The sequence below is a fragment of the Paenibacillus sp. 2TAB19 genome, from assembly GCF_052115185.1.
Lineage (GTDB): Bacteria > Bacillota > Bacilli > Paenibacillales > Paenibacillaceae > Pristimantibacillus.
The window spans coordinates 1-24822 of sequence record NZ_JBFRGE010000084.1 but is presented as its reverse complement, the minus strand read 5'-3'; the positions used below and the strand labels follow the sequence as shown (position 1 = coordinate 24822).

General features: G+C 53.6%; 22 protein-coding genes. 20 read left to right on the top strand and 2 right to left on the bottom strand.

The genetic code is table 11. The features are described from left to right. Positions 1-205 precede the first annotated feature (205 nt). On the bottom strand, positions 206-1093 hold the full coding sequence (locus tag AB4Z33_RS25960; RefSeq protein ID WP_442052672.1) for a LysR family transcriptional regulator: 888 nt from the start codon (positions 1091-1093) through the stop codon (positions 206-208). A 134-nt stretch (positions 1094-1227) separates the two neighbouring features. Here AB4Z33_RS25960 and AB4Z33_RS25955 point away from each other — a divergent pair, with 134 nt between their 5' ends. The 16 genes from AB4Z33_RS25955 (at position 1228) to AB4Z33_RS25880 (ending at position 19269) form a co-directional block, all read left to right on the top strand. Then, complete coding sequence (locus tag AB4Z33_RS25955) at positions 1228-2727, top strand: carboxylesterase/lipase family protein (RefSeq protein ID WP_442052671.1); 1500 nt, start codon at positions 1228-1230, stop codon at positions 2725-2727. Further along, positions 2687-3841: an AbrB family transcriptional regulator gene (locus tag AB4Z33_RS25950; protein ID WP_442052670.1), complete on the top strand. Its 1155-nt coding sequence runs from the start codon at positions 2687-2689 to the stop codon at positions 3839-3841. The genes AB4Z33_RS25955 and AB4Z33_RS25950 overlap by 41 nt, the downstream gene beginning before the upstream one ends. An 18-nt stretch (positions 3842-3859) precedes the next feature. Then, on the top strand, positions 3860-4570 hold the full coding sequence (locus tag AB4Z33_RS25945) for an SDR family NAD(P)-dependent oxidoreductase (RefSeq protein WP_442052669.1): 711 nt from the start codon (positions 3860-3862) through the stop codon (positions 4568-4570). Between the two features lie 217 nt (positions 4571-4787). Further along, a complete protein-coding gene (locus tag AB4Z33_RS25940; RefSeq protein WP_442052668.1) occupies positions 4788-5597 on the top strand; it encodes an alpha/beta hydrolase in 810 nt (269 codons plus the stop codon). Then, positions 5594-6508 carry an ABC transporter permease gene (locus tag AB4Z33_RS25935; protein WP_442052667.1) on the top strand — a complete coding sequence of 305 codons (915 nt, stop codon included), beginning with the start codon at positions 5594-5596 and terminating at the stop codon, positions 6506-6508. Before AB4Z33_RS25940 ends, AB4Z33_RS25935 begins: the two co-directional genes overlap by 4 nt. 15 nt (positions 6509-6523) lie before the next feature. Then, positions 6524-7420 carry a carbohydrate ABC transporter permease gene (locus AB4Z33_RS25930; RefSeq protein ID WP_442052666.1) on the top strand — a complete coding sequence of 299 codons (897 nt, stop codon included), beginning with the start codon at positions 6524-6526 and terminating at the stop codon, positions 7418-7420. A 71-nt stretch (positions 7421-7491) separates the two neighbouring features. Continuing rightward, on the top strand, positions 7492-9189 hold the full coding sequence (locus AB4Z33_RS25925) for an ABC transporter substrate-binding protein (protein WP_442052673.1): 1698 nt from the start codon (positions 7492-7494) through the stop codon (positions 9187-9189). A gap of 73 nt (positions 9190-9262) precedes the next feature. Continuing rightward, positions 9263-9907: a ThuA domain-containing protein gene (locus AB4Z33_RS25920; RefSeq protein ID WP_442052665.1), complete on the top strand. Its 645-nt coding sequence runs from the start codon at positions 9263-9265 to the stop codon at positions 9905-9907. A gap of 83 nt (positions 9908-9990) precedes the next feature. Next, positions 9991-10752, top strand: a complete 762-nt coding sequence (locus tag AB4Z33_RS25915; RefSeq protein ID WP_442052664.1) for a tryptophan-rich sensory protein — start codon at positions 9991-9993, stop codon at positions 10750-10752. Between the two features lie 142 nt (positions 10753-10894). After that, entirely contained in the window at positions 10895-12097 is a 1203-nt protein-coding gene (locus AB4Z33_RS25910) for a copper amine oxidase N-terminal domain-containing protein (RefSeq protein ID WP_442052663.1), read from the top strand. A 171-nt stretch (positions 12098-12268) separates the two neighbouring features. After that, positions 12269-13924 carry an AraC family transcriptional regulator gene (locus AB4Z33_RS25905; RefSeq protein ID WP_442052662.1) on the top strand — a complete coding sequence of 552 codons (1656 nt, stop codon included), beginning with the start codon at positions 12269-12271 and terminating at the stop codon, positions 13922-13924. Between the two features lie 108 nt (positions 13925-14032). Further along, on the top strand, positions 14033-15040 hold the full coding sequence (locus tag AB4Z33_RS25900) for an ABC transporter substrate-binding protein (protein WP_442052661.1): 1008 nt from the start codon (positions 14033-14035) through the stop codon (positions 15038-15040). Between the two features lie 21 nt (positions 15041-15061). Further along, positions 15062-16069 carry a FecCD family ABC transporter permease gene (locus tag AB4Z33_RS25895; protein ID WP_442052660.1) on the top strand — a complete coding sequence of 336 codons (1008 nt, stop codon included), beginning with the start codon at positions 15062-15064 and terminating at the stop codon, positions 16067-16069. Then, entirely contained in the window at positions 16062-17087 is a 1026-nt protein-coding gene (locus AB4Z33_RS25890) for a FecCD family ABC transporter permease (protein ID WP_442052659.1), read from the top strand. The genes AB4Z33_RS25895 and AB4Z33_RS25890 overlap by 8 nt, the downstream gene beginning before the upstream one ends. Before the next feature lie 33 nt (positions 17088-17120). Next, a complete protein-coding gene (locus AB4Z33_RS25885; protein WP_442052658.1) occupies positions 17121-18716 on the top strand; it encodes an alpha/beta hydrolase in 1596 nt (531 codons plus the stop codon). After that, positions 18694-19269 (top strand): nitroreductase family protein, encoded by a 576-nt coding sequence (locus tag AB4Z33_RS25880; RefSeq protein WP_442052657.1) that lies wholly within the window; start codon positions 18694-18696, stop codon positions 19267-19269. Before AB4Z33_RS25885 ends, AB4Z33_RS25880 begins: the two co-directional genes overlap by 23 nt. Before the next feature lie 77 nt (positions 19270-19346). Here AB4Z33_RS25880 and AB4Z33_RS25875 read toward each other — a convergent pair whose 3' ends face one another. Beyond that, positions 19347-20210: a helix-turn-helix domain-containing protein gene (locus AB4Z33_RS25875; protein WP_442052656.1), complete on the bottom strand. Its 864-nt coding sequence runs from the start codon at positions 20208-20210 to the stop codon at positions 19347-19349. Positions 20211-20474: 264 nt separating this feature from the next. Between AB4Z33_RS25875 and AB4Z33_RS25870 the strand changes: the two genes are divergently transcribed. Genes AB4Z33_RS25870 through AB4Z33_RS25855 form a run of 4 tightly spaced genes read left to right on the top strand, consistent with a single transcriptional unit; the run spans position 20475 to position 24657 of the window. Then, entirely contained in the window at positions 20475-21614 is a 1140-nt protein-coding gene (locus tag AB4Z33_RS25870) for an LLM class flavin-dependent oxidoreductase (protein ID WP_442052655.1), read from the top strand. An 18-nt stretch (positions 21615-21632) separates the two neighbouring features. Next, positions 21633-22943, top strand: coding sequence for an ABC transporter substrate-binding protein (locus AB4Z33_RS25865; RefSeq protein WP_442052654.1), 1311 nt, complete (start codon positions 21633-21635; stop codon positions 22941-22943). A 4-nt stretch (positions 22944-22947) separates the two neighbouring features. Then, positions 22948-23820 (top strand): carbohydrate ABC transporter permease, encoded by an 873-nt coding sequence (locus AB4Z33_RS25860; protein WP_442052653.1) that lies wholly within the window; start codon positions 22948-22950, stop codon positions 23818-23820. Positions 23821-23841: 21 nt separating this feature from the next. Next, on the top strand, positions 23842-24657 hold the full coding sequence (locus AB4Z33_RS25855; protein ID WP_442052652.1) for a carbohydrate ABC transporter permease: 816 nt from the start codon (positions 23842-23844) through the stop codon (positions 24655-24657). The last annotated feature ends 165 nt before the right edge of the window (positions 24658-24822 follow it).

Here is a 24822-nt window from a genome sequence, read left to right as displayed (position 1 = left end):
TAGTTCGATATCAGGCAACTAAACGGGCTAGTTTGGTGAATGGGTGGCGAATCGGCCGAATTAGTTCGATGAAAGGCAACTATCGAGCTCGCAACCGTATGGCAACTAAGATTAGTTCGACGAAATGTACCTAATGAGCCATGTACCCGGCGGATAATTAACCGTCGGCCAGTACGATAATTTCCTGTTAGGTGATTTTGTTCTTTTACTGGCGTTGATCGTTAATGGTCTTAAACAGCTCGATCGTAAAGTCCTTGAACGTTTTCGTCGCGTTAGACATATAGCGGTTGCCTCTCCAAGATAGGTTAATATCGCGGTGGCTTTCCGGCTTCTCGATCGTGACGGGGACGATACTGGGGCTCAGAATGGACCGCTGCGTGATGGAAGGAATCAACGCGATGCCGACTTTAGCCTGCAGCATGACCTTCACCGTCTGCACGCTGTCGCTCTCGAACACGATATTCGGTTGAAAGCCGGAGAAGTGGCAGAGGCTGTCGGAGAGCGTCCGTATGCTCGCGCCTTTCGTATAGCTGATGAAATTGTATTCGGCAGCCTCGCCGAGATGGATGCTTTTTCGCTTGGCCAGCGGGTGGTCGGCATGAACCGCGAGCACCAGATCTTCTTTGAGCAAGAGCGTATTGTTCAGCTCCGGATAATGCGACGGCGTAGCCGATATGCACAGATCCCAGTCGTTCGACAGAAGCGATTCGTCCTTGTCCCTGCGCACCAGTTGCAGATTGATTTTCGGGTAAATTTTATAAAAGTTGATGAACAGATCGGGCATCAGGTTGGATGCCGCAAGGATAAGCAGCCTTACTTTCCCGCTAGGCTCCTCGGTAGCATCCTTCAGCTCCAGCAGCGAATCGTCAACATGGTTAACGATCGCGATGGCATGCTTGTAGAACTTCGCTCCGTGCTGGTTCAATTGAATCGATCGGCCTATCCGGTCGAATAGCAGCACGCCGACCTCCTTCTCCAGCAAGGCAATTGTCTTGCTGATCGAGGGCTGCGAAACATGGCATTCATCGGCCGCGCGCGTAATGCTGCCGCACTGGGCAACCTTGCAGAAATACYGTAATTGCAACAATTCCATAACGATCCTCCTAACAGATTCATAACCTTCAGGCTATGTTTGATATGAATGATTATGTATTAGACGTTTAGAACGGTCAAGACTATACTTGGTCTCAAGCAAGGCAAAGCGTGCGGCATGAAGGGGGTGAGCGTGTGATTGTGGAGACGCGTTACGGCAAGATACGAGGACACCTCGATAACGGCATGCTTTCGTTCAAAGGGGTCCCGTATGCGAGGGCTCCGGTCGGAAGCTTGCGCTTCCAACCGCCTCAAGCGCCGGAAGCATGGGACGGTGTTAAGGATGCAACGAAATACGGCAACCGTGCTATGCAGCAGACGCAAGAGGAAGGCTTCTCCTATTCGGAGGACTGCTTGAACCTGAATATATGGACGCCGGCGGCAGACGGCAGCAAGCGGCCCGTCATCTTCTTCATTCATGGGGGAGGCCATGTGGAGGGCTCGAATTCCGACGCATTTTACGCCGGGCACCGGCTTATTAGGAGCAAGGATGCCGTCATGGTGTCGCCTAATTATCGACTGGGCGCATTCGGTTATCTCTATTTGGGCGATATTCTTGGTGAACGGTACGCCCAGTCCGGCAATTGCGGCTTGCTTGATCAGCTGTTCGCGCTGCGATGGGTGAGGGACAACATCGCTTCGTTCGGCGGCGACCCGGACAACATCATTCTGATGGGGCAGTCGGCAGGGGGCAAGTCGGTCGCGAATCTGATGGTCACACCGCTAGCGCGGGGCCTTTACAGCAGGGCCATTATCCAGAGCGGGGGCGTGCAGTGCATTCGAGACCGCGCAACGGCAATGGAACTGGCGAACCGCGTATTGCGGCCGCTTGGCATAGAGGGGCGGAAGGACGCAGACGCTGCGGAGGAAAGGCTGCAGCGTCTGAAAGCCGAAGAGCTGCTGGCTGCACAGGTTGAAGCGTACGCGCAGTTCTCGTCAGCCCATCTGTTCGGCCCGGTCATCGATGGGCATGTGTACCATGAAACGCCCGAAAGCTACATCGGCTCGGGCAAGCTGGGCTCTACGCCGGTGCTTATCGGCTATGCCCGAGAGGAGCTGACGCCGGCAGAGGCAGATCCTGCATTCGACGAGGCAGACGTACCCGACAAGCTTTTCTACACCTACGGCAACCACGGCGAAGGGCTTCTCGAAAAGTATAAGCAGTTCGCCCATCAAGCTCATCCGAGCATCGCCTTCGGCAAGCTGCAGACGCAGTATGTGTACGGCAATGCGAGCATCTCGCTTACGCAGCTGCTTGCGGAGAGCGGCTGCGAGGTGTGGTGCTACCGCTGGGACTTCGAAGGTCGAGGCTTACCGAACCATTCCTCGGAAATGCCTTATCTGTTCGGAGTCAGCACGGCGGAGCGCGAAGACGGTTATGATCCCGAGCATGCCTACATGGATGAGTGGATGAACGAAGCGTGGATGGCTTTTGTGACGAAGGGCAATCCGAATCATCCGGGGCTGCCATACTGGCCATCCTGCAGCTCGGGAGAAATCGGTTATCGGCTGCTGCTGGACGAGAGGCCGATTGTCGAGCCGCTTCATCTGCATGCGTATGATAAGCGGTTTCCGATGCAAGTGATTTCATTAAATGAAAGCGGTTCATCGCGGGCGGGAGGAATACAGAATTGACGACATGAGCAGCTCGCTTCAAATGATCATTACTTTTTCAATCGCGATTGCAACGGGCTGGCTGGCCAAGCGGTTAAAAATCCCGGCAGGCGCTTTGGTCGGCGGCATGATCGGCGTATCCGCCTTTCACGTTCTGACGGGAGCGGCAGCAGTCCCGGGTTTGGCAAGACCTATCCTGCAAATGGCAGGAGGGGCGCTTCTAGGCCATGCGATCAGCAGATCCGACTTGTTCAACTTAAAGAGGCTAGTCAAGCCGGCACTACTGCTTATACTCGGTCTGATCGTCATCAATATCGTTCTGGGCTACTCGCTCTTCAAGCTCAGCCATCTCGATCTGACGACGGCAATGTATGCGGCCGCGCCGGGCGGCGTATCGGATATGGCGCTGATTATCGAGGAGATGAACGGCGATACGACGACCGTCTCCATTCTGCAGATTTTCCGGTTATTCAGCATCTATTTGCTGTATCCGCCCGTGTTCAAGTTGTTGGCCAGAAAGTTTGAACGGAAGCCGAGACCGGGACACGGGCAAGAGCGGGACAGCGCGCTGGGAGCAGCAGCCCGGGAGATAAGCGCGGCCTCGGAAGCGCCGAAGCGGCGTTGGCGTTGGTCGCCTGCCGCCAAAGAGCAAACCGGAAACTTCGCGCTAACGATGCTTTCCAGCTTGTTCGGCGGTCTGCTGTTCATCCTCTTGAAGGTGCCGGCTGGCGGCATGGTCGGAGGCGTATTATTCAGCGGCATGTTCAATGTCCGAACGGGACGGGGTTACGTGCCGAAGAAATTCGGATTTTTCCTTCAAGCCGGGGTCGGCGCCCTGATTGGCTCGAACATGACGAAGGAAAGCTTAGTCGCAGTTAGGCATTTGATTATTCCGATTCTGATCATGACGGCGGCGCTTATATTGTTCACGGTTATTTTAGGCTATGCGATGTTCAAGCTGACTTCGCTGGACATTACGACTAGCGTGCTGGCGATTACGCCGGGCGGCATTCAAGAGATGTCGATGATCGCAAAGGATCTCGGCTGCGATACGACGCCGGTCGTCGTTATGCATACGGTTAGGCTTGTCGCGGTTATCTGCATTTTTCCAAGCGTCATTATGATGCTCCTATAGAAAGGATGAACGACAAACATGAACATTCTCATTACCGGCGCGGACCGGGGCCTCGGATATGGCATGACGGAAGAACTGCTGAGGCGCGGTCATACGGTATTCGCCGGACAATATTTGAACAAATGGAACGAGCTTGAAACGCTTCAGCAGCAATATCCGGAGAGACTGCACCTTATTTCGCTGGACATAGGCAGTCAAGATAGCGTTGACGAGGCTAAGCGACGGATCATGCAAACAACGGATCGGCTCGACGCCATTATTAACAACGCGGGGGTCAACGGACGAAGCCCGGACGATGAGCCGTTCAAGCAAAACTACGAGACGATGCTGGAAGTGTATAACATCAACGCGATCGGCGCGATTCGAGTGACGGAAGCCTTCCACGACATGCTGGAGAAGGGGAGCGGGAAACGGCTGATGTTCATTTCATCCGAGGCGGGCAGCGTAACGGAGAGCGGCCGGACGGACTTCTATTCCTACTGCATGTCCAAGGCCGCGCTCAATATGTACGTCAAAATCCTGTTCAACCGTCTGCGGCCGGACGGCTATCGGTTCCGGCTGTATCACCCGGGCTGGATCAAGTCTTATATGGGCGGTCAGCTATCCGACCGTGGGGAGCTGACGATTGCGGAAGCGGGCGAGCGTGCCGTTGACTATTTCTTTGATCAGCAGGTGGACGAGGAGCAGCTTGTGCTTCGCGGTTACAATGGACGTATTTTATCTTTTTAAAAATATAAGAAAGTATAAAATTTTTTATACTGTGCTTATATTTCATCCGCGAAACGACAGCTTACGCCGCCAAAAGACGGCGATAGCCCGTTTACGCTTGACGTATAGGAAAGTATATGATTTTGCTCATCCTTTCTCTATACGTTTCGACGAAACGATGGAGTCTATAGAAAAGGACGCCGTCAGGCGTTTCTTCTTACGAGTTGGAGGTTTGATTATGGCATTTGTACAGGTAGAGCTGTTCTCGGAGACGCTCGGCTTGGCCGACACGGTCCATGTGCTCATACCGCAGCGGCTGAAGCGCAAGCAAGGACATTTCAGCCAATCGTTCCGGCAGCCTTATCCGGTGTTGTATTTGCTCCATGGCGGCTCCGACAACCATACGAGCTGGATGAGACGGACGTCGCTGGAGCGTTACGTCGAGGAGCTAGGCATCGTCGTCGTCATGCCGTCGGTCCAATACAGCTTCTACGCAGATCAGAAGCAAGGTTTTCCGTACTTTACTTATTTGTCGGAGGAGCTGCCGGATATTATCCGTGATCTGTTCCCCGTCTCGCCGCTTCGCGAGGACACGTTCGCGGCCGGCTTGTCGATGGGCGGGTATGGCGCCTTCAAGCTCGGCATCTGTTGCCCGGACCGATTCGCCGCCGTCGCCAGCTTGTCGGGGAGTCTCGATCAGCGGGATCGGCTCAGTCCGGCTCCATCGATCGGCAACCAAATGATGTTGGATATGGCGAAGCTGACGTTCGGCTCGACCGAGCAGTATGAAAGAAGCCAGAACGACTTGGCATGGGTGCTGGAGCAGCATTTGGCTGCGGGCACGGAGCTTCCGAGTTTCTACATGGCATGCGGAACGAACGATTTTAACTATACGATCAATAAATCTTTTTACAGCCAATTTGCCTCCCGGGTGAGCCTTGAATACGAGGTCGCGCCGGAACGGGGGCATGAGTGGAGCTTCTGGGACGAATACATTCAGCGGGTGCTAAAGTGGCTGCCGATCAGAGGGGGAGGCGAGAGCCGATGAACCATCCTTTTTTCCGAAAAATGGCCCAGCAGCGTTACCTCTACTTCATGACTGTTCCATTCGTCGTTTGGTTGCTCATCTTCAGCTACACGCCGATTTGGGGCTGGCTGATGGCGTTTCAGAACTACAAGCCGGGCAAAGCGATACTGGATCAGAAATGGGTGGGCTTCGAGCATTTCATTACGCTGTTCCAGGATGAAGGCTTCTATCTCGTATTAAGGAATACGCTCGCGATGAGCGTCATGGGACTGGTCGTTGGTTTTACGGTCCCGATCATCTTCGCGTTATTCATTAATGAGATAAGAGGAAGCGTTTTCAAGCGCGCCATCCAGACAGTATCCTACTTGCCCCATTTCGTCTCATGGGTCGTCGTCGCGGGTTTGGTTACGAAAATGCTCTCCGTGGAGGGAGGGGCGGTGAACGAGCTGCTCCTTTCGCTGGGCTTCATCCAAGAACCGATTCAGTTTTTGGCGAAGGGCGAATATTTCTGGTCCATCGTCACGGTATCGGACATGTGGAAGGAGACGGGCTGGAACTCGATTATTTTTCTGGCTGCCATGGCCGGCATCGATCAAGAGCAGTACGAGGCCGCTACGGTCGACGGGGCGAACCGCTTCCGCAAAATGTGGCATATTACGCTGCCCGGCATACGGACGACGTTCATGGTATTGCTTATTCTTTCGATCGGCCATCTGATCAGCATCGGCTTCGAGAAGCAGTTTTTGCTCAGCAACTCGGTCGTATCGGAATATGCCCGCGTGCTCGATCTCTACGCGCTCGATTACGGCTTCGGCATGTCACGCTATTCGTTCGGTACGGCAATCGGCATTTTCAATTCGGTCGTCGGCATCTTCCTGGTGTTGACCGCGAACGGCATTTATCGGCGAATCACCAAAGAAAGCATCATTTAGAAGGGATGGACTGCAATGAGACAATCTTTACACAGAGGCCGYGGCGAGCTGGGCTTCGACATCTTCTTGTACATCGTCATGTGCCTCGTTGCCGTCGTTACGCTCTACCCGTTCTTGAACGTGCTGGCGATTTCGCTTAACGAGTCGTCCGATACGGTGAAGGGAAGCATTTATGTTTGGCCGAGGGCGTTCACGCTGCAAAACTACGAAACGATTCTGCAATACCCGAACTTGATTATCGGCTTCCGCAATTCGGTGCTGCGAGCGGCAATCGGAACTTTAGTGGGCGTGCTAAGCGCATCCATGGTCGCTTACGTGCTGAGCCGGGCGGATTTCCAAGCGAGGAAGCTGTTCTCGACGCTGTTCGTTCTAACGATGTATTTCAGCGGCGGACTCATTCCCGTCTACATGCTTATTCGCAATCTGAATCTGCTCGGCACGTTCGGCGTGTACATCATTCCCGGCATCTTGAGCGTATGGAATATGTTCATCATTCGCTCGTACATCGCGGGGCTGCCCCATGCGCTGCAAGAGTCGGCGAAGATCGACGGCGCCAACGACTTTAAGATTTTCTATAAAATCATATTGCCGTTATGCTCGCCCGTTCTCGCAACAGTCGCGCTCTTCATTGCGGTTGGACAATGGAACTCTTGGTTCGATACGTACTTGTACAACAGCTCCAAGGAGCAGCTCACGACGCTACAATTCGAGCTTATGAAGGTGCTGCAGAGCACGCAGACGTTCACCGAGGCGACCTACAACCCCGGCGCGGTGCAAAACATGGCCAGCGTATCGCCGGAGTCGATCAAAATGGCGATTACGATTCTGTGTACCGTACCGATTCTGCTCGTGTACCCTTTCGTTCAGAAGTATTTCGTCAAAGGCGTGACGCTCGGGGCGGTCAAAGCTTGATTTGCGGTCAAGGCAGGCACCAACAGGGAAACCTGTGCTGCGCATAGATAAGATATTAGGGGAGGTAGTTTATTTTGTTCAAAAAGAAAGCAAGAGCGTTAGCGGCAGGCGTGCTGGCATCGACGCTGCTCGTAGCGGCCGGTTGCTCTGGCAACGGCGGTGGCAACGGCGAGACTGGCGAAGGGAATACGCCCGGCAATGAAGCGGGTGGAGTGAAGCCGTTCACGGCGACCGTCTACAGCGCAAGCACGAACGGATCCTGGGACGAGATGCAGAGCCGCATCGGCAAGCAGATTACGGAGAAGACGGGCGCGACGCTTAAGATCGAATTCCCGGTCGGCAGCGCGACCGCCCAGAAGATTCCGCTTATGATCTCGAGCGGCGAGTATCCGGACATGATCATTCCGGAGAAGGATATGGGCAAGCTTGTCGACGCGGGAGCGATGATCGACCTTCGTCCGCTCATCGACGAGTACGGTCCGAACATCAAGAAGGTGTACGGCGATTACATGAACCGTCTCGTATGGAGCAAGGACGACGACGCGATCTACTTCCTGCCTTATGCGGGCGTCGGCGGCGAACAGCTTGAGGCGAACGGCGGCTTCCAAATCCAGCACAGGGTGCTAAAGGAGCTTGGTTACCCGGAGCTGAAGACGATCGAAGATTACGAGAACGCGATCCGGACGTATTTGGACCAAAATCCGACGACCGACGGCCAGCCGACGATCGGCATGACGCTTAACGCGGGCGAATGGCAGATTAAGCTTTCGACGACCAACCCGGCCTTTTCCGTAACGGGCGGCTCGGATGACGGGGAATTCCAAATCGACGACGACACGCACGAGGCGGTCTATCACTATCTTCGTCCGCAGGAGAAAGAATATTTCCGTTGGTTGAACCATCTGTTCAACACCGGTATTTTGGACAAAGACAGCTTCACGCAGAAGTACGACCAATACAAATCCAAAGTATCGACAGGTAGGGTGCTCGGCATAATCGATCAGGTATGGGATTACTATGACGCGGAACAGGTATTGAAGAAGGAAGGCAAGTTCGACCAGACGTACGCTCGCTTTCCGGTTACGATGGACGCTAGCATCAAGCGCAAAGACACGCAGAGCACGGGTTACTTGGCGGGCTACGGCATCGGCATTACGACGAGCTCCAAGCATCCGGAAGAGCTGATCAAGATGCTCGATTACATGGCTTCCGACGAAGGGCAAGTGCTGCGCAACTGGGGCATCGAGGGCGTCGACTATAAAGTGGAGAACGGTGCTCGCGTCATTCCGCAAGAGATACAGGATAAGAAATCGAACGATGCAAGCAATTACGCGAAGGAAAGCGGGATCGGCAATTACAACTTCGCTCCAATGTACGGGGACGGCGTGCTTGACCCTTCCGGCAGTCCGTATACGACGAACTTCAAGAGCCAGATCATCGCGGCTTATTCCGATGCCGACCGCGAGACGCTAAGCCATTATGGCGTGGAGCGATATCTCGACTTATGGCCGCAAGCCGACGAATTCCCGGTCAAGGCGTGGGGCGCGGCGTGGAATATTCCGAAGGAAACGGGCTCGGAGGTTGACGTTTTGGCGAAAAAAGCCGATGAAATCATGAAGAAGCGCATTCCTGAGGCCATTATGGCGAAGCCGGAGCAATTCGACGCGGTATGGGATAACTTCATGAAGGATCTTGATAAAATGGGCATCCAGAAGGTGAACGAGCATATGACGCAGCTCGTTAAGGACCGAGTGGAGCTTTGGAAGTAATTCAATTAGAAAGGGATAGCCCCGTGCCGCTCTTAAGCGGTACGGGGCTATCCCGCGGAGAGGATGAGGGGTCATGGAACAACGCCGAAATAAGGCGCTTGCGCTAGGTCACTATACGGATGCGAGGTACCATCCGTTTAACGATATCGATAAGGAACTCGAGTCCATCTTCGAGGGCCGTTTGCAGGTGGAGAGTACGGATCAATACGAACGATTGAATACGGAGGAGCTGTCTTCGCACAGGCTATTCATCTCTTACACGGAATTTATGAGGGAGAAGCCGCTGCCAGCCGATCAGGTTGCGGCGCTGCTATCGTATGTGGCAAGCGGAGGCGGTTTGCTTGCTATTCATAACGGCATATCGTTGCAGCGCAATGACGAGCTGGCGAGCATGCTGGGGGCTGCGTTTACGGGCCATCCCGCATTTACGGCGCTGCCGATCGGGATCAGCGCGCCGGATCATCCGATCATGCAGGGAATTGCCCCCTTCACGGTCGATGACGAGCCGTATCGGTTCGCGTTCAATCCGCTCCAGCGGACAACGATACTTGCCGAATACAATCATGAAGGAGAGAAATGGCCGGCGGGATGGGCGCATGAATACGGACTTGGTCGTATTGTCTATTTGATGCCCGGACATCAGCTGTCGGCCTTCAAGGTGGAGGCGTACCGCAAGCTGATTCTGAATAGCGGATTATGGGCGGCACGAATCGAATAGCTGTCTAAAGACAAGGCCCATATGAATAAATACCGGACAAGATGGGTATGTATCAATCATAACGACTCACCGAGAGGGTTGATATGATGAGGGTTCTAAATGCGGCTGCGCTTGTCCTGGTTATTGTCATGAATGTGTTGGCAGACCGACTGCCGCTTGGCGGCAAAACGACGGGCGAACTTTCCGCGCAGTATCCGGTATTGATTACACCAGCCGGATACGCATTCGGCATATGGCTTGTCATTTATGCGCTGCTGATCGCTTTTGTGGTCTATTCTTTTACCAAGAGGGGAAGGAAGAGCAAAGCCGTTCAGGCGGTCGGCATCTATTTCATCCTTAGCTGTCTATTCAACGTTGCTTGGCTGCTGGCTTGGCATTATGAATATGTGAACAGCAGCGTATTCATTATGCTCGCGCTCTTGTTATCGCTTATCGCCATTTATTTGAGAATCAACTCGTCCGGTGTGCGGACGGCTGCAATAAGCTCCGATCGCTGGCTGGTGAGGCTGCCCTTCAGTCTCTACTTAGGCTGGATCAGCGTGGCAACCATCGTCAATATCGCATGCGCCCTGTACGCCGCCGAATGGCAGGGTTTCGGCTTATCCGAGGAAACGTGGGCGATCATCATGCTGTCCGTCGCTTTCGTATTAGCTATATGGGTTGGTGCGACTAGGCGCGATCCGGTCTTCATGCTCGTCTTCGTCTGGGCATTCGTCGCCATCTTCGTCAAGCAGCAGCAGGCGCACACCGCCGTCGCCATCACCGCTATCGTTCTAGCCGGCATTATTGCCGCTTGTTCGGTTGTGGTCACCTTAAGGCACCGAAAAACGATGCAGCATAAATAAAATTTACATAATACTATAAATGAAAAAGCGACAGCAAGGACGAGTAAATCTCGTCTTAGACTGTCGCTTTTTTGTTCAATTTGGAAACTATTCCAAAAACATTTCGTCTAGGTAGATATACGAAAGGAAGTGGACTATTACTATGATGAAGCGCCATATCGGAGCTGCGATTTTAATGGGATGTTTGATCATCAGCGGTTACCCGGGATCGCAAGCCTACGCCAATACCTCTGCATACACAGATTCAGCGAAATCAATCTCCGCACCAATTCCGATTACAGTATCTTGGAATGGGAGTCAATTGACTTTAAGCCATGCTCCGGTCATGAGAAATGGGAGAGTGCTTATTCCGATTCGTGATTTATCCACGCAGTTTGGAGCTCAAGTGAACTGGAATGGCACAAGCCGACAAATAACAATCGTGCATCCCGATTCGACCGTTGAATTTATTCTGGGATCAAAAACGTACGTTCTGAACGGAAAGCAAGCAACTTTCGACGTTCCGCCGACAACGATTAATGGCGTTACCTATATGCCGTTGCGCTTCTTTGCCGCGCTTATGAATGCCGACATCAAGTGGAACGCGAAAAGCAGTACGGTCGAAATCGGGTATGAGCAGAGTTTTCATACCGCGGTTGTTGGCCATACAGCCGTGTGGCTGGATACAGACGGCAAAACCTTGTATTATTCGGACAACTTTAAGACGCCGGTGGCGATCAAAAACGTCGTTCAGGAGCTGAAGGGCAACTGGGGAACGGTGTCTCTTCAAGCGGAGAAGCTGGGAGAAAGCTTGCTGGTCACCATAAAAGATAATTACGGAGAGCCCCATATTAATGATCAGATTTCAAGCGTGATCATTAAGGACGGCGCTATTGTTGCAAGATCGAGCGTTCTGTATACACATAATGTCGACAATGAAAAAAGCATTAGCACCGTTAACGGAAACGCGGTCATGCTTGACCAAGCGGTTCTGAAGCTCGTACAACCCGATGGTGTGGCTGTCAGCAGCTATGATCTAGCGGAAATAACGGGGCTTAATACCGTCTTTACCGTTGAAGCAGTTTACAACGATTATTTGCTTATTCGTACGCATGATACGAGAATGTTAATGGGTATTCAGTTATCCACCAAGGAATTTGTCTACTTATACAAGCAATTATTTACCGAGAAGGAGCAGCGGATGTTGGAGGGTTGGGGGCCTTTAGAGGCGGATTACCCAGGTGACCAGCTTACTCTGCTCCATCGCCAAGGAAACGTCCTAACTTTCTCCCGTCAAGCCGTAAAAGCTTACTACGGCGGCGGTTGGGAGGCTCTTACTACTTCGTATACAATTCCTCAAAAATAGATCAAGCAAGCCCTCATCATGATCGTAGGATGAGGGCTTTTTGTCGCTCTGATGTGAGCTATTTTCAGCTATTGCAGTTCCTCTGATTGCTGTAGACCATTTCAAAGCTGGTTCATATTTGATACACTTAAATGAATATGATTATCACTATCATTTACGGGAGAGTTGCCAATGGCACTGCATATAAAAGGAAACGAGCAAGTCGAGCCATTGCTCGGGAACGGAATTGATGAGTTAACAGCGAAGCTGTGGGATATCGAGATTGTGTCAGGCGGCCAGGCTCTTCGTATGATGCCGCAGCTGACGATTCATAACGCGTTGCTTGTGCTGCTGAACGGTTCGGGAACATTGATGCGGGATGCTTCAATTGTTCGCATGAAGCAGGAGACGGTATACGTCGCTCCGGCAGAGAGCACATTCGGCTTCGAGGGAGTGATCGGAGAGGAATGCGCCGTTGCCGTCATTCACTTCCGATTGTTCCGCGAATCGAGCCGAAGCCAGGGAAAGCTGCTTGCGGAGCATGCGAAGGAGCTCGTCGGTCGATGGGATGGCGTTGCGCTGTCGCCAGCCGGCCGATTAAGCGGGCYGTGCCGAATGATGAAGGAGCAGCATGGGAGCGAGGATCCGCTTTCCCGCTGGCGGGCGCAGATGACCCTGCAGGAATTGCTCTATGAGATATTCTCGGCTGCGCGCAGACGTCCAAAAGCGGACAGCCGCGAGGCGCTTGAGCAGGCAAAGACGTATATGGATGAGCATTACGGCGAGGAACTGACGATTGAGCGGCTGGCGGGAATCGCGGAGCTCAGTCCGAAATATTTTGTTGATTTGTTCAAGAAGCATTACGGCGTAAGCGCGCTGGATCATCTGACGCATGTCCGAATGAGCAAAGCGAAGCGGCTGATGCTCAGCTCGGACATTCGTCTTAAAGATATTGCGCATATGGTCGGATACGAGGACGAGTTTTATTTCAGCCGCAAATTCCGCAAGTCGGTCGGCCTCTCTCCAACTGCCTTTATTAAGAAGCGAAGGAACAGGCTTGCGGTGTACGGCTCCGCATCGCTTCTCGGTTATTTGACGCCGCTGCATGTCGTACCATATGCCGCTCCTCTACACTCAAAGTGGGCAGGATACTATTACAGCTTGATAGGCGCGGACATTGCCGTTCATTTGGACGCCTATCGCCACAACTACCATAAGGAGGCCAATCTGGCCACGCTTGCTGCTGCGAAGCCATCTTTCATTATTTGCCCGGCCGGACTTGAGTCGGAAGAGAAAGCGAAGCTTCTGGAGCAGGCCGAGGTCTACGAGTTGCCCGGAGAGGAAGCCGGCTGGCGGGCGGGGCTGCGCGCGGTTGCGGATCGGTTGGACGAGAGCGACGAGGCTGAGCGGTGGATCGAGGCGTATGATCGAAAAGCGCTTCGCGCACGCGAGAGCTTGGAAAGCGAAGGCCGGGCGATTCTTACGGTACGGCTAATCAAAAACCAGCTGTATGTTCATTGCAACCGCGGCATGGCAGATGTTCTGTTTGGCTCGCTTGGCGCGACATTTCCGATCGCAGGTGCGATGCTGCCGTTCGATCGTCCAATTACGCTTGAGGAGCTCAGCGGGATTGAAGCAGATGTGGTGCTGCTGCTCATCTGCCAGGAGACGGAGACGCTGGAAGCGTGGAAAGCGCTCCGCCAGTCGCCAGAGTGGCTGTCCCTGCATGCCGTTCGCGATGAGAAGGTGAAATTAATCGCCTCCGACCCTTGGCGCGAATATTCAGCAAGCGCCATGGAACGGATGCTGGACGACGCTCTGGGCTTTTTATCAGGAAAACGTCCATAAAGGTTCAGGATTTTGTCCATGGTCGCAAGTACACTCTTCGATTACTATCAATAATGATAGTCATTCTCAATAAAAGCTTTATTAGTCGAAGGGAGATTTTTGTTCATTATGAAAAAAGCAATGTTAAGTATAGGTCTGCTCGTCATCATGGCAATGTTAGCGGCAGCATGCGGAAGCAACGGCAACAACACGAATACGGGCAATACGGGAGCGTCGAACACGCCGGCTTCGAACACACCTGCTACGGAGGCGCCGAAAGAGGAGCCTGCAGCAACGACCAAAACCGTTAAATACTTGGATAAAGAGTACGTGCTTCCGGCAAGCACGGAGCGCATCGTTATTACAGGCGCAGTAGAAGCGATGGAAGATTCTATCGTCCTGGATGTAAATCCAGTTGGCGCCATTACATTCTCCGGCGTATTCCCTCCATTGTTCCAGTCGATTACGGAAGGCGCGGAGTCGATCGGTGAGAAGACCGAGCCTAACTTCGAGTCGATTTTGGCGCTGAAGCCTGACGTCATTATCGGTTCGTCGAAGTTCAAGCCTGAGGTTACCGAGCAATTGGAAAAAATCGCGCCGACGATTCCTTATTCCCACATCGCGACGAACTGGGAAGCGAACCTACAGCTGCTCGGAGAGCTGAGCGGCAAACAGGAGCAAGCGGCACAGGCTATCTCGCAGTATAAGACGGACCTCGATGCGGCGAAGACGAAGCTGGGCGATAGCATGAAGGGCAAGAAGGTTGTAGCCGTGCGCATTCGCGGAGGCGAGATCTTCGTCTATCCGGAGGCTGTATTCTTCAATCCGGTACTGTACGGCGATCTGGGCATTGAAGTGCCGGCGGAGATTACCGCAGCGAAGGCACAGGAAGCAGTGTCGGTAGAGAAGTTCGCAGAGATGAATCCAGACTACTTGTTCGTACAGTTCTCAGCGGACGAGAATGTTGAGACGCCGAACGCGCTGGAAGATCTGCAGAACAACCCGATTATCAAAAACGTTAACGCGCTTAAAAATGGCAAGGCGTTCGTCAACGTCGTCGATCCGCTTGCGCAAGGCGGCACGGCGTACAGCAAAATCGAATTTCTTAAAGCAGCAGTAAGCAGCTTGACCCAATAGATTTAATAAGGCGTGTTATTTATGCGAAAAAAAACCGCGCTGCCGGCGATCATTCTTATGCTTGCTCCGGTAGCGGCAATTATTATGATCGTATTATCGGTCCTTTACGGAGCGAAAAGCATATCGGCTAATGAAATATGGGAGTCCGTCGTCCGGTTCGACGCGAACAATGTTGACCATCAGATCGTGATGACCTCCCGCTTGCCAAGGGTGATCGGCGCCATGTTAATAGGCGCCTTTCTTGCCGTATCGGGAGCGCTCATGCAGGGGATGACAAGAAACTATCTTGCTTCTCCCTCTATTATGGGCGTATCGGACGGCTCGGTATTTGTTGTAACGCTCGCTATGGTGTATTTGCCGAATACGCATTCGGTTGGCCTCATTACGCTGTCGATGATCGGCTCGGCGCTTGGAGCCGGGCTCGTATTCGGCATCGCATGGCTCATTCCGCACGGGATGTCGCCGGTTCGGCTTGCTATACTAGGCACGATTATCGGAACTTTCCTTAGCGGGGTGGCGGAAGCCGTTGCGACCTATAACCAAATCTCCCAGGGGCTTAGCTTTTGGTACAATGCCCGGCTGCATCAGCTTGATCCGGAACTGATCAAGCTGTCCATTCCGTTCGCGATTGTCGGGTTAGGTCTTGCGTTTGCCTTATCGAATTCCGTTACCGTGCTCTCACTCGGAGACGAGGTGTCGGCCAATCTAGGCGTTCGCACGAAGCTGATTAAAGGCTTGACGATGCTGTCGGTCGTTATTCTGACGGGCGTATCCGTGGCGCTGGCCGGCAAAATTGCTTTTGTCGGACTGATTGTCCCCCATATCGCCAGATTTCTGTCCGGCGTCGACTACAAATGGATTATTCCCATATCGGGCGTGCTCGGGGGACTGTTCCTGGCGCTCTGCGACTTGATCACGCGTTTCTTCAACTACCCGTTCGAGACGCCAATCGGCGTCGTTACGGCATTGTTCGGCGTTCCTTTTTTCCTCTACCTAATTAAGACAAGGGGAGGCGGCAAGCATGCGTAACTCTTCGGCTCGAAAGTACATGGCCGTGCTCGCGGGGCTGCTGGCCGTTATTGCTTGCGCCGTATATCTCAGTCTGACGAACGGCACGTTCGATATGTCGGTGCTCGATGTTGTGAAAACGCTGCTGCGGCTTGATCCGAATCATGAGCATGACTTGGTCGTATTCGAGTTCCGCTTGCCGCGTATCGTGCTGGGCGCGTTAGTCGGCTTCGCGCTCGGCGTTGCGGGGGCGGTCATACAAGGCGTTACGCGCAACGGGCTGGCCGACCCTGGTATTCTAGGCATTAATGCGGGCGCAGGGATGGCGGTAGTGCTGTTCATGTTTCTATTTCAGGGAGAGATGAATACTACCGGTTGGCTCGCCGTATTCACGATGCCGATGTTCGGGGTTGCCGGCGGCTTGGCGGCGACGGCGATGATCTATCTGTTCGCCCGCGAGCGGGGAAGCGTCGATCCGCAGCGCCTTGTTCTTGTCGGCATTGGCGTCTCCTTAGGGTTCGGGGCGGTTACGATGTACGTTTCGCTTAAAATGAATCCGCGCGATTTCGAGATGGCTGCGGTCTGGATGGCCGGGAGCATATACAGCGCGAATTGGAAGTTCGTCGTTATGATGCTGCCATGGATCATCGTTCTCGTACCGCTGCTTTGGATGAGGGCGCAAATCCTCGATCTGTTCCAACTGGAAGAGTCCAGCGTCAGAAGTCTCGGCGTATCGGTCGAGCGCGAACGCAACAAGCTGCTGCTGGGCAGCATCGGGCTTGTCAGCGCCAGCGTAGCCGTATCCGGCAGCATTGGCTTCGTCGGGCTGATCGCGCCCCATATGGCGAGACGGCTCGTCGGTCTTCAGCACCGGCTAAGTCTGCCAATCAGCGGATTGGCAGGGGCGGCGATGGTGATAACCGCCGATTTCATCGGCAAGACGTTGTTCGCTCCGGCGGAGCTCGCGGCGGGTATTGTCATCTCGATTATTGGCGTGCCTTATTTTGTCTACTTGCTAATGCGATCGAGACAAGCATAACGATTCAGCCGGAAGGAAGGGAGTTAACTTACGATGAACAGATATCAGAAACTGTCGGTCCAGGGGCGCGGACTTCTTCTCTACCTGCCGAGCTCTTACGGAACGTCGCCGGAGGCGCGGTATCCCGTAGCTTATGTACAAGACGGAGGCGAGCTATTCGAAGCCTGCTTGAATCAGCTTGAGCTTCTATTCCGGCAGGGGAGGCTGCCGGAGCTTATTCTCGTCGGCGTCGAATCCCCTGACCGAAATAACGATTATACGCCATGGCCCGCGGTTTCACTGCTGGAAAGCTATCCTGATTTCGGCGGCCATGGGCGCGCTTATGTCGATGAGCTTGCAGACATCGTCAAGCTATATATCGATACAAATTATCGAACGCTGCCGGACGCCGCGAATACGGCGATCATCGGCGGCTCCTTCGGCGGTCTCATCTCGATGTTTGCAGGGTATTGGCGACCAGATACGTTCGGCAGACTGGGCTTGCTGTCGACTTCATTTTGGTATAAAGGCGTGTTGGATTACGTGCTGGAGCAGCCAGCTCTAGCCGAGCATATTCGGATCTATATGTCCGTCGGCGATTGCGAAGGGATCTATAAGAAAAATGCACAGCAGAACATGGTGCCGTATACGAAGCGGGCGCATGCAGCTTGGCTCGCGAAGGATGGCGATGCGAGACGTATCCGGTTTGAGCTTACGGAAGGCGGAACGCATGATTTGTATTGCATGGCGACCCACTTCCCCGAAGCACTCGCTTTCCTATTCGCAGAAGGAGAGGCCGGAGCATCTGACCGCGCTGTCAAGGAGCTTGCCTACACGATATCGGGTACGCGCCAGTGGAGTATGCACGCGAGGCGTACGGGACGGGAGTATCGGATATTCGTCTATGTGCCTTCGGCGCCGCCACCCGAGCAAGGGTATCCGGTGCTGTATACGCTGGACGGCAATGCTTCTTTCGGGTCGCTCGCTGAAGCCGTTCGTCTGCAGGGCCGTCCGCCGCGCGGCTTCGAACCATGCGTCGTTGTCGCCATCGGATATCCCTCCGATCAACCGATTGTGTCGGATCGGCGCTTCTTCGATTATACGGAGAAGGGCGATTCATCGAAGCTGCCTGCACGGCCGGATGGCTCGGCTTGGCCGGAGACGGGCGGCGCGAGCGAGTTTCTCGCCTTTATCGAGGAGGAGCTGAAGCCGGCCGTCGAACGGCGCTTCCACATTGATCGCGAGCGGCAGTCGCTCTTCGGCCATTCCTTGGGAGGATGGTTCGCGCTGTATGTGCTGACCGAGAGGCCGGAGGCGTTCTCAGCGTATATTGCTGGCAGCCCGTCCATCTGGTGGAACGGCTCTACGCTGCTCGATCGACTGCCGATCGCGCTTGCTCGCTTGCCGAAGCGTGCACCGATCGCGCTTTACATTGGAATCGGCTCGGAAGAGAAGCCGTCAATGGTCGAAGAAGCCGAACAGCTGCATCTGCTGCTGCAGCCGTATGAGGAGCAAGGGTTGCTCAGGTTGGCATACCGCAAGTTCGAGAACGAGGGGCATGTGTCGGTCATACATCCGCTTATAAGCGGCTTGCTTCGATTTATTATGCAGAAAGAGGGTGCTACGTATGGAGTTAACGCAGCTCATTAAGGAGAGGCGCTCGGTGCACCGGTTTGAGCCGAAGGACGTGCCGGTCGAGCTGGCAATGGAGCTGCTGGATACGGCAGTATGGGTGCCGAATTACCATATGACGCAGCCTTGGCGGTTTATTATCAGCACCGGCGAAGGCAAGCGCCGTATGGCCGAGGCGGTCCGCCGCATGAAGGAAATCCGTGAGCCCGATGCGTCGAAGCGCGAGGCTACGGGGCAGAAGTTTTATGATAAAATCATGTCCATTCCGATGATTATTACGGTCGTCATGGAAGAGAGCACGAATTTGATCGTGCGGGAAGAGGACTACGCCTCGACGAGCTGCGTGATCCACAACTTCAGCTTGCTTGCGTGGGAGCGTGGCATCGGTCTCGTCTGGGAGACGTATCCGTGGCTGCTTGAAGCGGTCTTCCGCGAAGCGATGGGCATTCGTCCAGGCGAGAAGGTGCTTGGCAATCTCCATGTCGGCTACCCCGCAATGATACCGAACGTCCAGCCCCGTATCCCGGCTGCTGAACGGGTCACTGTGTTTGACGGAACGTCTGCAGAATAGGACAAATGAACAAATAGCGGCGCAGTAAGGTGTTCCTGCGCCGCTATTTGTTATGTCCGCTTATTTCCTTCCAAACGTTATTGTTCCCCTTTTCGATAAATAGCCGGAGCCATTCCCATCTGCTTCTTGAATGCTTTGGAGAACGAGAACAAGTCGGGATAGCCGACGGAAAGCGCGATTTCGGACAGCTTATAGTCGGTCTGCTTCATCAGCAGCACCGCCTCGTTCATTCGCAGCTGCTGCACATATTTCATTGGCGATTGGCCGAAAGCGCGATGAAACGACTTGGACAAGTGAGTACGCTCAATGCCGATATAATCGGCTACGCTCTCGATCGAGATGCCGTCAGCATAGTGAATCTCGATGTAATCCCTCGCTTGCTGCAGCCAGGTGCCGGAGGATGCTGCATGAGCTTTCGGTCCGCTCGATGGAACGGTTAACACATCGAAGATACGATGGAATACAGATAGCCGAGCGAGATCAGAGTGCGGCCGTTCTTTATTGGTGACGAGCTCGAAGAAGCCCTCCATGGCTTGGAGCGCTTCGCTTGTAAGTCCGCCCCGCATATACGGGCTGTATGGCGTTAGCCCGATTCGCTCCAGCAGTTGAAGCGCATGTTTGCCGTCGAAGGCGAAGAACGCCTTGCGCAGCAGCGCCTGCTCGGAGGTRTAATATTCATGCGTCACCTGCGGGAACAAGCAATAAATATCGTTCGGACGCAGCGCATACGTCTGGCCGCCTTGATGGAAGGTGCCTTCTCCTTCAATTACGGCGATTAAATAATAATAGGGCGATATACGGGGCCCGATATGATAGTTCGGTTTGGCCATATTCGCGCCGAGTCGGATAGGCCAAGCCGCGCCTGCTTTCTCGAAGGACGATGGCGTAAAATAATGAATTTCCAACAGCTCGTGGTTATCCTCTCTCATCTGCTCGAACATGGCAACCGCTCCTTTTACACCTGCATTTAAAATCAATGAAACCACAAAATGACAAACGATTCAACATACAAATTGACATTGACCCGCATCAGCTTGATTGATATTATTCAGGTAACAAATTAATCCGATAAGGTTTGTTGGTTATCTTCCGGACAACTGGCGGTTCAACGATAATCGCATCGCAAGCGTTTGTGGTTGCAATCTATTTCATATGAGATACCATTCTTTACTTCACGATAACGAAGCGTAAAGGGGACAACAGCAATGAGTAATCAGACAGGGGCACAAGTAGAATTCGGCTGGTTCATTCCAACGAACGGAGATGGACGATACATCGGCGTTAAGCCGGAGAGAGAGCCGTCGCAGCAATATTTCGTAGAGGTCGCACAGGCTGCCGAGGAAGCGGGTTATGAGTTCGCGTTAATACCGGCCGGTGGCGAATGTTGGGATGGATGGATCGTTGGATCTTGGGTCGCATCCGCAACGAAGAAGCTGAAGCCGCTTATCGCGATGAGACCGGGACTGATTACGCCGGTACTGGCTGCGCGGATGGCCTCCACGCTGGATCGGATGTCGGGAGGAAGAGCGCTCATTAATGTCGTGACCGGTCATTACCCGGCTGATCTGAAGGCAACGGGGGATCCGCTTCATGGAAGCCATGATGAGCGGTATGAACGGACGAAGGAGTTTCTTGAAGTCGTTAAGGGCGTATGGCAGCAGCCGGAATCCGGAGCGGAAGGCTTCAATTACGCCGGCCAGCATTACGAAGTGGAAGGCGGCGTAAGCAAGCCGGTGCCGCTCCAGCAGCCGCATCCACCGCTTTACTTCGGAGGCAGCTCGGAAGCGGGCAAGCGCGTAGCCGCCGAGACGGCCGATGTGTACTTGATGTGGACCGAGCCGCTCGATTGGATCGAAGGCCAAATTGCCGAGATGGAGACCTACTTGGCTGAGCTCAAGGAGAAGAAGGGCATCGACCGCAAGCTGCGCTACGGCATTAGGGCGCAGGTAGTCGTACGGGAGACCGAAGAAGAAGCTTGGGCAGCCGCTTGGAACATTCTTAGCAAAGCCGATCCCGAGCAGTTGAAATCGAAGGAAAAGCTGCACTCGAAGACGGATGCGCTGAATCAAAAACGTCAGATGGACCTGTTCAGCGGCTCGAAGGAGCAGAATTATGTCATTGGACCGAATCTGTGGTCGGGCTTGTCCGCTATTCGCGGGGGCGGCGCCGTCACATTTGTTGGCACGCCGGAGCAAGTATCCGATCGCTTGATCGAATTCGTCGAGGCTGGCGTAACGTCGTTTATTTTGTCGGGTTACCCGCATTTGGAAGAAGCCCGTATATCGGGCGAGCTATTGTTGCCTCTTGTGAAGCAGAAGCTGGCCGCTAGAGGCATCCATACTTAATTTATCGGAGGAATGGATATGAGACAAATTCAGATTAAGAAACCGCAATTGGCATTATTGGCGCTTATGCTCGTACTAAGCACGRTGCTTGCAGCTTGCGGCTCTAATAATACGAATACAGGCAATAAACCGGGTGAAACTGCGGCTGCTCCGGGAGGCGAAGCCGAAGGCGGCAAGCCGGTCACGATCAGCTTCATTCACTGGCGCGGAGAGGATGCGGCGGTGCTCGACGAGATTATTAAGAAGTTTGAAGCCGAGCATACGAACATCAAGGTAGAGACGCAAGTATTCCCGTCCGATCAATATCAATCGACGGCGCAAGCCAAGCTGCTTGACGGCTCGGTAGGCGATGTGTTCGCATCGTTCCCTGGCGCGCAATTCGAAGCGATCGCGAAGGCGGGGCTATTCACCGATCTGAGCGGCGCCCCGTTCGTAGCCAACTTTACGGATACACTCATTAAAGCCGGACAGAAGGATGGCAAGCAGCTGGCGCTGCCTTACCAGCTCGTGTATAACATTCCTATCTATAACGTGAAGCTGTTTGAGAAATACGGCATCGAAGTGCCGAAGGATTGGGATGGCTTCCTTGCGGCAGCCGAGAAGCTGAAGCAAGAAGGCATCGTGCCGATTGCATTCCCGGGCGCGGATATCGGACCAGGCCAGTTCATGAACCCGATGGTCATGAACAACGCGCCGGACGAGGCGATCTTCGAGAAGCTCGAAGCTGGCGAAGCGAAGCTGACCGACGAGTGGTGGGTGAAGACGCTGACTCAGTTCAAGGAGCTGAACGATAAAGGCTACTTCCAGAAGGACGCGCTCGGAACGAAGGGCGACGCTGCAGGTGCGCTGTTCGTACAAGAGAAAGCAGCTATTTTGGCAACGGGCTCTTACCAGCTTGTAGGCAATAAGAAAAACAATCCGGAGCTTCAACAAGGCCTGCTCGCACCGATTACGGTACCGGCTGACCAAGCCGTGTTCGAAGGCATTCATACGACGACGTTCATGCTGGCGGTGAACAGCAAGTCGAAGCATCCGGAAGAAGCGAAGACATTCATCGAGTTCCTTAGCCGCCAAGACATTGCGGGCGAATATGCGAACGGCACGGGTCAGAACGTAACGATTAAAGACGTAGAATATACAAGCGATGAATTAAAAGCAGTCGCGGAGTGGACGTCGAAGAATACGCGCTTCCAGCCGCGCTTCACGATCAAAAACGCGGAAGTTCAAAAAGCGGTTACGAGCTCMATTCAAGCGGTGCTTGGGGGAACGGATCCGGCGAAAGCTGCGGCGGATGCACAAACGATCGTCGATCAGCAGATAGGCAAGTAAGGACATGAAGAAGAATCTGAAGCTGTTACCGTTCTTCTTGCCTGGCGTGGCGCTTTATTTGGCGCTCTTCCTTTATCCGACGGTAACGGGCTTCTATTATTCCTTGACCGATTGGGACGGCTTATCGCCGTCCTATCAGTTTATCGGCGCGRATAATTACGGCAACGTGGCCAAGGATATTATTTTTCACAAGTCGATCGTGAACAATATCAAGTTCATGGCCGCCGTCGTCGTGCTACAGACGGTCGTTTCGCTGCTGCTCGCGCTTCAGCTGTCGAAGCAGACGAAGGTGAACGTCGCGCTGCGATCGCTTTATTTTGTGCCAACGATATTGTCGTCGGTGTCTGTCGGTTTTATTTGGACATTCGTCTACGATCCGTCGCTCGGCATGCTCAACAATGCGCTTGAGGCCGTCGGCCTGTCCTCCTGGACGCAGAACTGGCTCGGCGACGCAGGCATTGCGATCTTCTCGATCGCTGCGGTGCAAGCGTGGGCGCATATCGGACAGATGGTTATTCTGTTCGTTGCCGGCCTGCAGGCAATCCCCGAAGAGCTTGTGGAATCCGCGAAGCTTGACGGAGCGACGAAGCTGCAGCTGTTCTGGCGTGTCATCTGGCCGTTGCTTGCTCCTGCAGCAGTGATCGTCGTATCGTACACGACGATTCAATCGTTCAAGGCGTTTGATCTCGTCTTCACGATGACCGGCGGCGGCCCGGCGTATTCAACCGAAATATTGTCGACCTATATTTACAATTCGGCATTCATGAACTATACGTTCGGCAAGGCGTCGACGGCGTCCGTATATTTTCTCATTCTGATTTCGCTCATTACGTTTCTTCAGTTCCGCGCGCTGCGGACGGATCGTGTATCTTACTAGTAGGCAGGCAGGTGGTATGGTTTGGCGTTCAAATGGTTAGGAAGATTGCTGCTGCTCCTGTTCGCGGCCGCGATTATCGCTCCGCTGCTTATCGTATTGTTCACGTCGCTTAAGACGACGCCTCAGTTCTATGCAAGTCCGCTGGGATTGCCAAAGTCGCTGTCGTTCCATAATTACAAATCGTTGTTCGACGGACAGCCGATGTGGGGATACTTCCGCAACAGCATCGCCGTTACGTTAAGTACCGTAGCGCTGGAGCTGATGCTTGCAGGTTTCATCGGGTACGGCATTATGCGCTCGGGAAAAAGAGTCGGAGCAGTCGTATTCGGCTTATTCGCTGTCGGTCTTATGGTGCCGTCGCAGGTCAATATGATCCCGATCTACTCTTTCGTCCATAAGCTAGGGTGGAGCAATTCGCTTACGGGGCTCGTTATCGTGTCGGTATCCGTTTTGCTGCCGCTATCGGTGTTCATGCTGACGGGCTTCATGAAGACGCTGCCTAAGGAAATATTGGAGGCCGGCGAGATCGATGGCGCAGGGGAATGGACGCTGCTTGCGCGTATCGCGCTCCCGCTTAGCGCCCCATATCTTGCAGCGACGGCTGCATTCCTATTCGTCATTGTATGGAATGATCTCCTGTTCCCGATGCTGCTGCTTAACGGCAAGGATAAGCTGACGCTTCCGCTTGCGATGCTCCAATTCCGCGGCGAATATATTACCGATTATCCGGTGCTGCTGGCCGGTGTCGTGACCACGGCATTGCCGATGATCGTTTTGTTCGTGTTTTTGCAGCGCTACTTCATATCCGGCGCGCTTGCAGGCTCGCTCAAGGGATAGCTTCATTCATACGATAAGGCCAACCGCCTCGGTGATATGCTCCCCTTTAGGTAGACAGGTGAAATAATAAAAACCTGTTTATCAAGGGGAGTTTTTTCATGTCTCAAATAAATGAGTACTGCGGGGAAGAGAAATTAGCCATTCTGAAGGAGTATGAAGCAGGAC

Excerpts from the sequence above, each read along its gene's own strand:
- AB4Z33_RS25950 (WP_442052670.1), top strand. The coding sequence starts at position 2,687 with ATGAAAGCGGTTCATCGCGGGCGGGAGGAATACAGAATTGACGACATG.
- AB4Z33_RS25945 (WP_442052669.1), top strand. The coding sequence starts at position 3,860 with ATGAACATTCTCATTACCGGCGCGGACCGGGGCCTCGGATATGGCATG.
- AB4Z33_RS25940 (WP_442052668.1), top strand. The coding sequence starts at position 4,788 with ATGGCATTTGTACAGGTAGAGCTGTTCTCGGAGACGCTCGGCTTGGCC.
- AB4Z33_RS25935 (WP_442052667.1), top strand. The coding sequence starts at position 5,594 with ATGAACCATCCTTTTTTCCGAAAAATGGCCCAGCAGCGTTACCTCTAC.
- AB4Z33_RS25920 (WP_442052665.1), top strand. The coding sequence starts at position 9,263 with ATGGAACAACGCCGAAATAAGGCGCTTGCGCTAGGTCACTATACGGAT.
- AB4Z33_RS25915 (WP_442052664.1), top strand. The coding sequence starts at position 9,991 with ATGATGAGGGTTCTAAATGCGGCTGCGCTTGTCCTGGTTATTGTCATG.
- AB4Z33_RS25910 (WP_442052663.1), top strand. The coding sequence starts at position 10,895 with ATGATGAAGCGCCATATCGGAGCTGCGATTTTAATGGGATGTTTGATC.
- AB4Z33_RS25900 (WP_442052661.1), top strand. The coding sequence starts at position 14,033 with ATGAAAAAAGCAATGTTAAGTATAGGTCTGCTCGTCATCATGGCAATG.
- AB4Z33_RS25895 (WP_442052660.1), top strand. The coding sequence starts at position 15,062 with ATGCGAAAAAAAACCGCGCTGCCGGCGATCATTCTTATGCTTGCTCCG.
- AB4Z33_RS25890 (WP_442052659.1), top strand. The coding sequence starts at position 16,062 with ATGCGTAACTCTTCGGCTCGAAAGTACATGGCCGTGCTCGCGGGGCTG.
- AB4Z33_RS25885 (WP_442052658.1), top strand. The coding sequence starts at position 17,121 with ATGAACAGATATCAGAAACTGTCGGTCCAGGGGCGCGGACTTCTTCTC.
- AB4Z33_RS25880 (WP_442052657.1), top strand. The coding sequence starts at position 18,694 with ATGGAGTTAACGCAGCTCATTAAGGAGAGGCGCTCGGTGCACCGGTTT.
- AB4Z33_RS25870 (WP_442052655.1), top strand. The coding sequence starts at position 20,475 with ATGAGTAATCAGACAGGGGCACAAGTAGAATTCGGCTGGTTCATTCCA.